The organism is Sorangium sp. So ce362 (genome assembly GCF_051519845.1).
GTDB lineage: Bacteria > Myxococcota_A > Polyangia > Polyangiales > Polyangiaceae > Sorangium.
The window spans coordinates 5,038,272-5,050,723 of sequence record NZ_CP150332.1; the positions used below are offsets into that span (position 1 = coordinate 5,038,272).

The 12,452-nt window shown below is 71.7% G+C and carries 11 protein-coding genes; 7 read left to right on the plus strand and 4 right to left on the minus strand.

Annotated elements, in window-relative coordinates; all coding sequences use genetic code 11:
* Nucleotides 1-11: 11 nt before the first annotated feature.
* Nucleotides 12-1,439, minus strand: coding sequence for a sigma 54-interacting transcriptional regulator (locus WMF17_RS19540; RefSeq protein ID WP_437603587.1), 1,428 nt, complete (start codon nucleotides 1,437-1,439; stop codon nucleotides 12-14).
* Between the two features lie 124 nt (nucleotides 1,440-1,563).
* On the opposite strand from WMF17_RS19540, the gene WMF17_RS19545 reads away from it, so the two are divergent.
* Together WMF17_RS19545 and WMF17_RS19550 are read left to right on the plus strand one after the other, a co-directional pair.
* Nucleotides 1,564-2,370, plus strand: a complete 807-nt coding sequence (locus WMF17_RS19545) for a hypothetical protein (RefSeq protein WP_437603588.1) — start codon at nucleotides 1,564-1,566, stop codon at nucleotides 2,368-2,370.
* A 53-nt stretch (nucleotides 2,371-2,423) separates the two neighbouring features.
* The gene (locus tag WMF17_RS19550) at nucleotides 2,424-3,674 is read left to right on the plus strand and encodes a protein phosphatase 2C domain-containing protein (RefSeq protein WP_437603589.1); all 1,251 of its coding nucleotides are present in this window, start codon (nucleotides 2,424-2,426) and stop codon (nucleotides 3,672-3,674) included.
* Nucleotides 3,675-3,779: 105 nt separating this feature from the next.
* Here the strand turns inward: WMF17_RS19550 and WMF17_RS19555 are convergent, their stop codons facing one another.
* Both WMF17_RS19555 and WMF17_RS19560 read right to left on the minus strand, forming a co-directional pair.
* Complete coding sequence (locus WMF17_RS19555) at nucleotides 3,780-4,109, minus strand: FKBP-type peptidyl-prolyl cis-trans isomerase (RefSeq protein WP_437603590.1); 330 nt, start codon at nucleotides 4,107-4,109, stop codon at nucleotides 3,780-3,782.
* Between the two features lie 116 nt (nucleotides 4,110-4,225).
* Nucleotides 4,226-5,326: a M48 family metalloprotease gene (locus tag WMF17_RS19560; RefSeq protein ID WP_437603591.1), complete on the minus strand. Its 1,101-nt coding sequence runs from the start codon at nucleotides 5,324-5,326 to the stop codon at nucleotides 4,226-4,228.
* A gap of 138 nt (nucleotides 5,327-5,464) precedes the next feature.
* Between WMF17_RS19560 and WMF17_RS19565 the strand changes: the two genes are divergently transcribed.
* Nucleotides 5,465-6,064, plus strand: coding sequence for a hypothetical protein (locus WMF17_RS19565; RefSeq protein WP_437603592.1), 600 nt, complete (start codon nucleotides 5,465-5,467; stop codon nucleotides 6,062-6,064).
* A gap of 79 nt (nucleotides 6,065-6,143) precedes the next feature.
* Here WMF17_RS19565 and WMF17_RS19570 read toward each other — a convergent pair whose 3' ends face one another.
* A complete protein-coding gene (locus WMF17_RS19570) occupies nucleotides 6,144-7,199 on the minus strand; it encodes a hypothetical protein (RefSeq protein WP_437603593.1) in 1,056 nt (351 codons plus the stop codon).
* 177 nt (nucleotides 7,200-7,376) lie between these two features.
* Between WMF17_RS19570 and WMF17_RS19575 the strand changes: the two genes are divergently transcribed.
* The 4 genes from WMF17_RS19575 to WMF17_RS19590 all read left to right on the plus strand — a co-directional run bounded on the left by WMF17_RS19575 (nucleotide 7,377) and on the right by WMF17_RS19590 (nucleotide 12,349).
* Nucleotides 7,377-8,816 carry a serine/threonine-protein kinase gene (locus WMF17_RS19575; RefSeq protein ID WP_437603594.1) on the plus strand — a complete coding sequence of 480 codons (1,440 nt, stop codon included), beginning with the start codon at nucleotides 7,377-7,379 and terminating at the stop codon, nucleotides 8,814-8,816.
* A 198-nt stretch (nucleotides 8,817-9,014) separates the two neighbouring features.
* Nucleotides 9,015-9,992 carry a pyruvate dehydrogenase (acetyl-transferring) E1 component subunit alpha gene (pdhA, locus tag WMF17_RS19580; RefSeq protein ID WP_437603595.1) on the plus strand — a complete coding sequence of 326 codons (978 nt, stop codon included), beginning with the start codon at nucleotides 9,015-9,017 and terminating at the stop codon, nucleotides 9,990-9,992.
* The gene (locus WMF17_RS19585) at nucleotides 9,989-10,972 is read left to right on the plus strand and encodes a pyruvate dehydrogenase complex E1 component subunit beta (RefSeq protein WP_437650708.1); all 984 of its coding nucleotides are present in this window, start codon (nucleotides 9,989-9,991) and stop codon (nucleotides 10,970-10,972) included. The genes pdhA and WMF17_RS19585 overlap by 4 nt, the downstream gene beginning before the upstream one ends.
* Before the next feature lie 39 nt (nucleotides 10,973-11,011).
* Complete coding sequence (locus WMF17_RS19590) at nucleotides 11,012-12,349, plus strand: dihydrolipoamide acetyltransferase family protein (RefSeq protein ID WP_437603597.1); 1,338 nt, start codon at nucleotides 11,012-11,014, stop codon at nucleotides 12,347-12,349.
* Nucleotides 12,350-12,452: the final 103 nt, after the last annotated feature.

A 12,452-nucleotide genomic window follows, 5' to 3' on the forward strand; every position in this document is an offset into this window, starting at 1 on the left:
CGGACGCCAGCTCACCGCTCCCTCGCGACGCGCAGCAGATCCCGCATCGTCGAGCGCGGGATGTCCGCGAGGCGCGCGGCGGCGCTGATGTTGCCGCCCACCTCCTCGAAGGCGCGGAGCGCGTCCGCCGGCGTGACCTTCCGGCGGACCGGGGGCTCGCGATCGGCGAGTACGGCCGTGACGTGCTCCGGCAGCACGCGGCCGTGGGCGCGCAACGCGGCTTGAATGAGCACGTTCCGTAGCTCCCGCACATTGCCTTGCCAGCGGTGCGCCCTCAGCGCGACGAGCGCCCCGGGGGAGAGCTGCCGCGGGCCGATCTCGGAGGTCGCCAGCAGGTGCTCGGCCAGGAGCGGGATGTCGTCCGGCCGATCGCGCAGCGCTGGAAGATGGATGCGGCACACCGCGAGGCGCTCGTAGAGGTCCGCGCGGAAGCGACGCTCGGCGACGAGCGTCTCCAGGGGCTCGCAGGTCGCGACGATGAGCCGCACGTTGACCTGCGTCGTCCCCTCCGCGCCCAGCGGGCGGACCACCCCCTCCTCCACCGCGCGCAGCAGCTTCGCCTGGACCTCCAGCGAGAGCGCCGCGATCTCATCGAGAAAGAGCGTACCCAGGTGGGCCTCGGCGAACGCGCCCCGCCGATCCCGATGCGCGCCGGTGAACGCGCCGCGCCGGTGACCGAACAGCTCGGACTCGGCGATGTCGCGCAGGATCGTGGCGGCGTTCAGGACCACGAACGGCCGGTCGGCTCGGTTGCTCTCCGCATGGATCGCCCGGGCGACCAGATCCTTGCCCGTGCCCGATTCGCCGCGCAGGAGCACGGGGAGCTGGAGCGGCGCGACCCGCCGCACCGCTGCGGCGAGCTGCCGCATGGGCCGCGAGCGGCCGACGAGCGACGGCAGCGGCGGCCCCTCCTCGATCGGGGGGACCCTCCGGGCCGCCTCGACGCACACGGTCGTGCGGCCGACCTCGAAGCAGCCGCCGGGGACGAGCATCGCCTGCCGTACCCGCACGCCGCCGACGCGAACGCCGTTGCGCGAGTCGAGATCCGTCACCTCGATCGATGCGCCGCGGTGCGCGACACGGCAGTGGCGAGCGCTCACCGCGGCGTCGTCGATGCCCACGTCCGCGGCCGGGGCGCTGCCCAGGATGAGCTCAGCGCCCGGCGGGACGGCGATGCGCACGGGGGTGCTCCAGCCGCTCTGATCGCAGCGGAGCCACACCGTGGTGAGCGCTTCGCGATCCTCCGCGAGCTCCACCGTGGTGTCCCGTGTCGCTCGGGCTCCACCGCCGTGAGCTCCAGAGCCCGGCCGCTCGCGGGGCGCTCCCGCCGGCTCCCCTCGCAGCGCCGCGGCCGGCGAGAAGGGCTCGGCGGCGGCGTGAAAAGACGTGACGGGCCTGAAGTAGTTGCCTTGATCGCTGCGGGTCGGTGCGTTGTCCATGGTCCAGGAGGTCTGTCGTCGGCACGCGGCGCGCAGTTGCGTCGTTCCTCCGCCCGGTCGACATTCCTCGCGCCGGCCCGTCACCCCCTTTGCGCTCGGGACCGCGCTGTTCTAGAGGCCGTTCGTGAGATCGCGCTCAACAAGGTGGACGGCGCTCGGCGTGGCGGCGGCGGGCTGGGTGCTCTCGGCCAACCAGGCCCTCGCCCAGCCAGCAGCTCGAGAGACCGCGGCCGAGGAAGCAGAAGACGAGGCCGGGCCGGAAGCCGGCGCCAAGCGCCCCGCCGGGCCGGACGAACGGAGCGGGCACATCCTGCTCCAGGGACGGGCCGGCTACAGCCAACCCTTCGGCAGCATGGCCGCCGGCCAGCCGGCCAGCGAGAAGGTCTCGGGCGGCTTCGCGTTCGGCGGCAACGTTGGACTCGGCCTGAGCCGCGTGACCGTCCTGGAAGCAAGCGGCTCCTACGCCCTGCTCTCCGCCGCCGACGGCTGCAACGGCTGCTCCGGTCGAAGCCTCGATCTCGGCCTCGGGTTCGTCTACCACCTCGCCCAGGGCATCGCCTTCGACCCCTGGATCAGCTACGGCGTTGGATATCGGCGAGCAGTCCTCACAGGGTCGGAGGACTCGTCCGCGGGGCCGACAGTCTCCGACCACGTGTTCCATGGGCTCGATGTCGCCCGCATTGCGCTGGGCGGCGATTTCTACCCGGTGTCGAGCTTTGGCATCGGGGTGTTCGCCGAGCTCGACGCCGGCACGTACCTCTCGCGCCCGGGCGAGGGCTCCGATGCCGCCGTCTACGGATTCTTCCAGTTCGGCGTGCGCCTCGCGCTGGATCCCGTACCCCGGGGTACGCGTACGCCCGCCGTCTCGTCCGGTACGTCTCGGCGGGTCGCCGTCCAGGCGGCGGGCTCCCGGGGAGCCGCCCACCGGTAAAGCAGCCGGAATGTGGGCGGTCCGGAGGGCTGCGCAGGTATAATCAGCCGCGAATGGGCGAGTTCAGGACGAGCAGCCGCACCCGACCCGTCGCGGCTGCCGTGACCGACGTTGGACGCCAGCGAAAGCACAACGAGGACAACATCCTCGTGAAGTCCGAGCTCGGCCTCTTCGTCGTGGCGGACGGCATGGGTGGGCACAATGCGGGCAACGTCGCCAGCGCGCTCGCGACCAAGTCGCTCGACAACTTCTTCGAGGCGACCCGCGCCGGCAGCCTGCCCGGCCCCATCCCGGTCGACGAACAGGAGCTCGATCCGGAAGCACGGCGCGTCGTCGCCGCGATCCGCAAGGCGAACCACGATGTGTTCGTCATCTCGAACACGTACACCCAGCACCAGGGCATGGGCTCGACGGTGGTCGCCGCCTACGTGTCGCGCGAGACGGAGCAGATCCACGTCGGGCACGTCGGCGACAGCCGCTGCTACCGGATCCGGCTGGGCGAGATCGAGCAGCTCACGAAGGACCACTCGCTCATCAACGACGCCCTCGCGCTGAAGCCCGACCTGAGCCCGGACGAGCTGGCGAGGCTCCCGAAGAACATCATCACGCGCGCTCTCGGCATGAAGGACGCGGTGAAGGTCGACATCCGCTCGGAGCGCATCCAGCTCGGCGATGCTTTCCTGCTCTGCTCGGACGGGCTGAGCGGGATGGTCTCGGAGCAGCAGATGCTCGATGTGCTCGACATCACCCAGGACCCGCAGGAGGCCTGCGAGCTCCTCATCGAGATGGCGAACGACGCGGGCGGGACCGACAACATCTCGGCGCTGCTCATCCGCATCCTGCCGGAGGCGCAGGACGAGCGGCAGCCCGACAGCGCGGAGCTCGAAGACACCCGGCCCCACCGCATCGACGAGTTCGGCGCGATGCTCCCGCCGCCGCAGGTCCAGGCGGCGCAGGCGGCGGTCGAGGAGGTCGAGCTCGACGCGGCCGCCTCGAGCGACGAGCGCATCGCGGGGCAACAGGTCCACTCGATCGGGAGCAACGGTCTGCGGAGCCAGGCTCAGGGCGCGATGTCGCGCGTGGCCGCCGTGCCGTTCACCGACCGGCGCTCCCGGGCGGCCGCTGGCTCCGGCCGCTACGCCGCGGTCGCGACGGGGCCGAGGCCTCCGGTGAAGGAGGCTCCGCCGTCGAAGCCCGCGAAGCGCCCGACCGAGGTGCGCGTCGCGCGGTGCGCGCACTGCAAGCACGAGCTCTTCATCGGCAACCGCTTCTGCGTCGAGTGCGGCGCTCCCATCAAGCCGTGAGCGGCGCCGCGGGCGCGCGAGGCACGGCGCCTCGCCGCGAGCGCGCGCGCCGCCCCGCGCGCCGACCGCGAGCCGCGGCCAGCGCTGCGGGGGCGACGCCGCGCATCACTTGAGCGAGAGCAGCTCGACCTCGAAGATGAGGGTCGAGTTGGGCGGGATCACGGGCGGGAAGCCGCGAGCGCCGTAGCCGAGCTCCGGCGGGATCGTCAGCTTGCGGAGGCCGCCGATCTTCATGCCGGCGACCCCCTGGTCCCATCCCTTGATCACCTGCCCGGCCCCCAGCTTGAACGAGAAGCCCTGGCCGCGATCGCGCGAGCTGTCGAACTTGTTGCCGTTGGTCAGCGTGCCGACATAGTGAACGGTCACGAGCTGGCCGTGCTTTGCCTCGGCGCCCGTCCCGTCCTTCAGGTCCTCGATCCCAAGCTCTGCTTGCATGACTGACTCCTTTCGACGCGATGGGAGGAGCGCTGCGCGGTCGCGTCAAGCTGAAGCAGCGCGCGGGCGCTCCGGACGAGCGCTCGCGAGCGCACAGGAGCCCGGGAAGTCGCGGGTCAGCCGCCGAAGCCGGGGAACGAGAACACAGGCGCGCCTCCGGTCAGACGCCAGGTGTTCGCGGTCTGCTGCACGATGGGCTGGCGCAGCGTCGGGTGCGGGTGCGTCTGCTCGAAGGCGAACAGGATCGCGGCCGGCGTGAGCTGATCGAGCGACGCGAAGAAGCCGAGCGTGAGCATCGCCCCCCCCTCGGTCCACCGGTACCCCTGCCGCCGGGCGCCGGCGGTGAGCAGGTTGTTCACGCCCGCCACGTCCGCCGCGATCTCGTTCGGCTGGTTGAAGACGGGGAGCGTGCGCGACAGCATCCGCCCGAGATCCGCGGGCGTTACGCCGCGGCTCCCGCCCTGCCCGTTCGCGCAGCCCGTGTGCCCGAGGTGATGGTGGCCGAGCTCGTGGCCGAGCACGAACGCGAGCTGCTCGTGGTAGAGCTGGCGCTGCCGCTCGACCTTGCGCGCGTCCGTGTGCTGCGCCGGATCGATGAAGCCCATCGGCGGCCGGATGATCGGCTGCCCGGGCCGCTGCCGCTGCGCGAGCAGCCGCAGGAACTCGTCGAGCTTCCTCGTCCCGAAGATCTCGTCGGTCGCCTTGAACTGCGCGATCTGCGCCTGCACCTCGAGCAGCCCGTCGGTGATCGCCATGAACGGCATCCGCTGGTCGTCGCAGCCGGCGAACGCGTTCACCTCGCCGACCGTCGGATCGGCGATGAACGGGATGCCGTTCACCTTCTGCTGTGCGGCCGAGGACAGCGCGCCGATCAGCGCGCCCATGACGACGCCGGCCTCGGACTGGAGCCAGCCGACGTGGATGTCGTTGATGGGATCGCCGACCACCGGCAGCCCGGGCACCGTGGGCACGGTGAAGGTGGGCGCCGGCGCGGGCCCGGTCTGCGCCGGCGGGTAGCCAGGCTGCTGCTGCGGGTAGCCGGGCTGCTGCGGGTAGCCGGGCTGCTGCTGCGGGTAGCCCTGCGGGGGCGCGCCGTACGGCGGGTAACCCTGGCCGTACGACGGCTGGGACGGCGGTTGGCGCGAGCTGCTCCGCTGACAGCCTGCGACGAGTCCGAGAGCCAGAGCGAGCGCGCCGATCGATCGAAGCAGATTCATCGCCGCGAGCATAGCGCACGGAGCGGGCGTCAACCCGCGCCCTGGCGCGAGCAGGATCCCATCACGCAGGATGCGTGGGCCGCGCGGCGCCGCGATGAGCCGAAAGCCGCGCGCCGGGCGTCAGGCGCAGGAGGACCGATGAACAGATACCGAGCCTGGTCTGCCGCAGCCGCCCCCCTCTGGATCAGCGCCGTCGCGCTCTCGGGCTGCGGCGGCGCCTCCGTCGCGCAGGCGCCCGCGATGCCGGAGCCCGCCGGTGCTGCCGTCATGTCGCCGCGCGACGAGGGCTCCATCGAGACGGCCGAGGATGCGCTCGCAGAGCTGGAGCGCGCGGAGGGCGAGCTCGATCAGGTCCTGGGCGCACCGGGAGGCCGCGAGGAGGACCGTGCCGTGACGCAGGCAGCTCCGCCGGAGGCGCCACCGCCGCCGGCAGCGGCGCCATCGCCGCCGCGCGCGGCGTCACCGTCGCGTCCGGAGGCATCCGACAGCACCCCCACACCGGCCCCGCGGGCGACGACCGCCGGCGCTGAGTCCCCGGCGAAGAAGGCCGAGGCTGAGCGGATGACCGCGACGCCATGCGAGACCGCGTGCCGCGCGCTCGCGTCGATGAGCCGCGCAGCGCAGCACCTATGCGGGCTCGCCAGCGACGCGGACCCGCGGTGCGACGCCGCGCGCAACCGGGTCAAGAGCGCGACAGACCGCGTCGCGTCGCGGTGCCCGCGCTGCGTCGAGCTCTAGCTCGCACGGGGCTCCGCCCCGCCGGCGCGCAGGCCTTCGCCTTCGAGGCCGCCGGACGCGCCCCCTCCGCCGAGCGATGTCAGGGGCCCGGCGCGAGGAGCTGGAGCAACCGTATATTCTTGTACATCTCCCCGAGCGAGCCAGCCGCCGCCTGGCCGGCCTTCGCCAGCCGCTCGATCTCTCCGGGGCGCACGTCCACCTGCACCGTGAGCCGACCTGCGCCCTGATCCACGGTGAGCGTCGCGCGCTTCGCGATCTCGGCGAGCGCCGCGCCGGGCTCCGGACCGGCGAGCGCCTGCAGCGCATCCACGTTCGCGCGCTTCGCCTCCAGGAGCTTCCGGAGCTCCTCGGCCGCGTCGGCCGACGCGGCATCGATCACGACGGTCGCCGCGAGGCCCTCCTTCGTCGAGACGCCGACGGTGACGGCGCGCGGGCCGGTGGAGCCGGTGAGGATCGCGCGGAGGCTCGGCTTGCTCTCGGCGAGCAGGGCGACGCCCAGGAGGGGACGATCCCACCCGATGTGCGCGAGGCGCGAGGTGACCTCGTCCCGGCTCGCCAGCGACGTCTCGGACTCCTCGGCGTCGATGCCCGCGCGGATCTCGGGCTCGGTGCCGTACAGCAGGATCGATCCATCGCGCACGGCGATCGCGTCCTCGCCGGCGCGGAGCAGGTACCTCACGCCCTTGTACTCCGCCTGGACGTAGCTGTGCTCCGCGAGGCGCGCCGCGAGCTTCTGCTCGTCGAAACGCCCGCGCGCGACAACGAGCGCCGGGGAGAGGATCAGCTTGTCGACATCGAACCCGAGATCGATGCCCGTCGCCTTCTTGATGTCGTCGCGGGTGCGCTCGATGTGCTGCCGCACCGAGCCGCCGTCGGCGCCGAGCGCGTTCAGGTCGAGCTGGTGAGGGTCGACGATCACGACACCGGCAACGCTGCCATGGACATATTCGAGCAGGGACTCGTCCTTCGGGAACGTGGCCGCGCGGAGGTGCGACAGGCCGAAGCCGAGGAGCCCGGTCTGCTGGGCGAGGACGATGGCGAACACGAGGCCGAGGAGGACGATGTACCTGGCCTTGCCTCGCTTCCTGGGTGCTCCGGCGGCCCGTGCCGGCTTTGACGCGCTCTCGGTGCTCATCTGTGCTCGCTGCGCCCTCGCTGGATACCACGTGCCGCCGGGCCCTGCGGGAACCGCCGCCGCAGCGCCTCGAGCGCCGCCCCTCGACCCGGCGCGCGCTGCGGCAGAGCATAACCGGAAGCGGGACGCCGGCCAGGCCTTCCGCCGGGGCCGCTGGACGGATAGAAACGACGCGACGTGCCTGGATCATCGTCCCCCGATGGCGGCCGCGGCGCGCTCGCAAAGCCGAGCGACCGCGCTGTGCTGCCCGCCTCCCTCGGCCGCTACCACGTGCAGCGCCTCCTCGGCGAGGGGGCGATGGGGCGCGTGCTGCTCGCGCACGATCCGCTGCTCGATCGCGACGTCGCGCTGAAGCACCTGCGGGACGATCTCCGCATCCCGCGCGACGTCCGCGAGCAGCTCGTCGTGAGGATGCGCCACGAGGCGCGCGCCGCCGCCCGCGTGACGCACCCGAACCTCGTCACGCTCCACGACGTCGGCGAGGACCCGGACTTCGGGCTCTACCTCGTCTTCGAGTACGTCGAGGGGCCGACGCTGAAGCAGCAACTCCTCGAGCGCCCGCTCTCGGCGGCGCAGGCAGCGCGCCTGGCGCGCGAGCTCGGTGAGGCGCTCACGATCGCGCACCGGGCGGGCATCGTCCACCGCGACATCAAGCCAGAGAACATCATCCTCTCCACGAAGGGCGGCAAGATCGCCGACTTCGGCATCGCCCGGATCCCGGACTCGACGCTGACGCACCAGGGAGGGCTCATGGGGACGCCGGCGTACAGCGCGCCGGAGACGTTCCGCGCCGGGAAGTTCTCGCCCGAGAGCGATCAGTTCTCGCTCGCGGCCGTGATGTTCGAGGCGATCTCCGGCAAGCGCGCGTTCCCGGGCGACGACGCGGTCTCGGTCGCGTCGAAGATCGCGAGCGACGAGCCGCCGTCCCTCGCGAGGGAGCTCGGCGTGCCGCCGTCGCTCGATCAGGTGCTCGCGCGCGGCCTGTCGAAGCGACCCGAGGACAGGTACCCGAGCTGCGACGCGTTCGGCGCCGCGTTCGCCGACAGCCTCGAGTGGGCCGCCTCCAGCCAGATGCCGAGGCGCATGCTGGAGGCCCCCGTCGCCGCGGCGGCGGCGCTGTCCACGGAGCCCGGCGCGACGCGCGCGGATCCGATCGACGACCACTTCCCTCCCCGCGAGCGGAAGATGGGGCAGATCGTCCTCGGCGCGGCCGTGGTCGTTGCGACGGCCATGCTGCTCGTGCGCACGGCGATGCGATCGACGGACGCGCCGGTCGAGGCGCCCCCCGCAGGCGCGGCGCCGAGCGCGTCGTCCGCGCCCACGCCGCCGCGGCCGCGCGTCGTCCCGGCGACGCGGCCCGCGCGCCCGAAGCACGAGCCCGCCGACACGGCGTCGCCGGCCTCGCCCGCGCCGCGCACGACGGGCAGCGCGGAGCCGAGCGCGAGCCCGTCGGGCAGCGCCAGCGCCCCGAACCCGCCCGCGACGGACGCCATCCCCGAGGACGATGACGATGAGGCCGCGGACGCCGGGACGCCTGAAACCGACGACTTCGGCGGTCCGCAGACCACCGAAGGTGACGCACCGGACGCTGGGGCGGTCGATGCCGCCGCGCGTTGAACGGCTGAGAGCGCGGATGCGTTGTCACGCGGAAAAAACTCCCGTAAAGGAGCCAGGGTAAGCGGCGTCGCTGTCCGGAACGGCCGACGTCAAGCGCCTCGTCGGGCCCCTCGCGGGCTCGGCATGTCGCCCACGATCACGCCGACCGCCGCGCTGGCGACTGTCTGGAACGCTGTCCTGCCCCCTGAGATCTCCGCGATGACTACCCTGACCAACGGCGACGATCTCCATCTGTCGCTCTACCGAAAGATGTTTCAGATACGCCGCTTCGAGGAAGAAGCGGCCCGCGCCTACGCGCAGAGCAAGATCGGTGGGTTCCTGCACCTCTACATCGGTCAGGAGCCCATCGCCGTCGGCGCGTGCGCGGCGCTCCGCCCTGATGATTACGTGATGACGACCTACCGCGATCACGGCCTCGCGCTCGCCCGCGGGATGACCCCGCGCGCCGCGATGGCGGAGCTCTACGGCAAGGTCACCGGGTGCTCGAAGGGGCTCGGCGGCTCGATGCACTTCTTCGACAAAGAGCACAACATGCTCGGCGGCTACGGCATCGTCGGCGGCCACATCCCCATCGCCGTCGGGACCGCGTTCGCGTCGAAGTACCGCGGCGAGGACCGGGTCTCGATGGTGTTCTTCGGCGAGGGGGCGGTGAGCATCGGCGACTTCCACGAAGGCATGTCGCTCGCGGCGCTCTGGAAGCTGCCGATCGTGTTCGTCTGCGAGAACAACGAGTACGCGATGGGGACGCCGCTCTCCCGGACGCTCTCGGTCGAGGACGTCTCGCTGAAGGCGCTCGCCTACGGGATGGAGCGCGATCGCTTCAACTCCGAGCACGTCCTCCAGGTGCGCGATCGCCTCGCCGAGGCCATCACGCGGGCGCGAACCCTCTCGGAGCCGACGCTGGTCGAGATCAGGACGTACCGCTTCCGGGGCCACTCGATGAGCGATCCGGGCAAGTACCGGACGAAGGAGGAGCTCGAGGAGCGCAAGAAGAAGGACGTGCTCCTGCGCTCGCGCATCGAGCTCGAGGAGAAGGGGCACAAGGCCGCCCTCGAGGCGATCGATAAAGAGGTGGAGGACGAGATCGCCGATGCGGTCCGCTTCGCCGAGGAGAGCCCCGAACCCGGGCCCGAGATTCTCGAGCCCACAACCTACGCAGGACCTTTTGCGCGATGACCGTCCTAAGATACCGGGAGGCGGTTCGCGCCGCCATGATCGAGGAAATGGAGCGCGACGAGCGGGTGTATCTCGTCGGCGAGGAGGTCGGGCACTACCAGGGCGCCTATAAGGTGACCGAGGGGATGCTCGAGAAGTTCGGCTCCAGGCGCGTGATCGACGCGCCGATCACCGAGAGCGGATTCACCGGCATCTCGATCGGCGCCGCGATGGTCGGGCTCCGGCCGATCGTCGAGTACATGACGTGGAACTTCTCCGCCGTCGCGTTCGATCAGATCCTGAACAACGCGGCGAAGCTCCGGCAGATGTCCGGCGGGCAGCTCAACATCCCGCTCGTGCTGCGGGCGCCGAACGGCTCGGCGCGGCAGGTCGGCTCGCAGCACTCGCACTCGATGGAGCACTTTTACGCGCATATCCCCGGCCTCAAGGTGCTCGCGCCCGCGATGCCCGCGGACGCCAAGGGGCTCCTGAAGTCGGCGATCCGGGACGACAACCCGGTGCTCTTCATGGAGAGCGAGACGCTCTACGGTGTGAAGGGCGAGGTGCCCGACGATCCCGACTTCACCGTGCCGCTCGGGGTCGCCTCGATCGTGCGCGAGGGGACGGACGTCTCGATCATCGCCTGGAGCCGGATGGTGCACGTGGCGCTCGAGGCGGCCGCGGAGCTCGAGAAGGAGGGCATCAGCGCGGAGATCGTGGATCTGCGATCGCTGCGCCCGCTCGACGAGGAGACGGTCGTGCGGAGCGTGACGAAGACCCACCGCGCGGTCGTGGCGCACGAGGGCTGGCCCTACGGCGGCGTCGGCGCCGAGGTCGCCGATCGCATCCAGCGGCTCGCGTTCGACGAGCTGGACGCGCCCGTCCTGCGCGCGACGACGCTCGACGTTCCGATGCCCTACAACGCACGGCTGGAGCAGCACGTGATCCCGCAGGCGGCGCGGATCATCGAAAATGTTCACCGCGTTCTCTACAAAAGCTGACTGAGCGGACGCACATCCCCGATCAAGGTTGATAGACCCATGGCGAAGGTTCTGGAACTGCCGAAGCTGTCCCCAACCATGGAGGAGGGGCAGATCAGTGCGTGGCACAAGAAGGAAGGCGACACGATCGACATCGACGATCTGCTCGCAGACGTCGAGACCGACAAGGCGACCATGGAGTACAAGTCCTTCGATCGAGGGACGTTGCTCAAGATCCTCGTGCCCGCGGGCAGCGTGGTTCAGCTCGGCCAGCCTGTCGCGATCATCGGCAACCCGGGCGAGGACATAAGCGCCCTCGCCGGGGGGAGCGGCGGCGGCGCTCCGGCGCCGAAGCCGAGCGCGGCGGAAGCTCAACCCAAGGGGGATCGCGCGGCGCAGCCGGCCGGCAGCGCCGCGCCGAGCGGCGAGGCGCCCGCGACGACCGCGCCGCCCGCGGCGCGCGGCGACGCGGTCTCGCCGCCCACGCAGCCGGCGGCGCCGCAGCCGTCGTCCGACGGGCGCGTGAGGGCGTCGCCCTACGTGCGCAAGCTCGGCCGCGAGCGCGGGCTCGACCTGACCAGCGTCGCCGGTACGGGTCCGCGCGGGCGCATCGTGGCGCGCGATCTCGAGGGGCTGAAGCCGGCGCCGACCGCCGCGGCGGCCGCGCCTGCCGCCCCCGGCGAGCTCGCTGCGCCGGAGGTGCGGCCGCTCAGCATGATGCGCAAGGCGATCGCCCGGCGCCTCACCGAGTCGAAGCAGACGGTCCCGCACTTCTATCTCTCCATCGACGTCGACGCCGATCCGCTGAACGCGCTGCGCGAGCAGATCAACGCGGATCTCGCGGCGACCGCCGCCGAGGGCGAGAAGCCGCCCAAGATCAGCTTCAACGATCTCCTCGTCAAGGCGTGCGCCATCGCGCTCGTGCGCGTGCCGGAGTGCAACGCGCAGTTCACCTCGGATGCGATCCTCATCCACCGGCGCGTCGACATCTCGGTGGCGGTCGCCGTCCCCGAGGGCCTCGTCACCCCGGTGGTGCGCGACGTCGACCGCAAGCAGGTGCTCGATATCGCCGCCGAGGTGCGCGAGCTCGCGGGGCGGGCCAAGGCGAAGAAGCTGCGGCCCGAGGAGATGGCGAACGGGACGTTCTCGATCTCGAACCTGGGCATGTACGGGATCGACAACTTCGGGGCCGTCATCAACCCCCCCGAGGGCGCGATCCTCGCCGTGGGTCAGGTCCGCCGCGAGCCCGTCGTGCGCGGCGAGCAGGTCGTGCCGGGCCGCCGCTTGAGCATGACGCTCTCCTGCGATCACCGCGTCGTCGACGGCGCGGTCGGGGCGACCTTCCTCAAGGTCCTGCGCCAGCTGCTGGAGCACCCGACGCAGATCCTGCTCGGCTAGCCCTCCACACCTCCACGGCCAGAGAACAGCCAGGATGCAGAGGACGCCGGGGGTCTCCCGGCGTCCCCATGCGCGGCGCGCGCTGGCCTCACCGGCGCGGGCG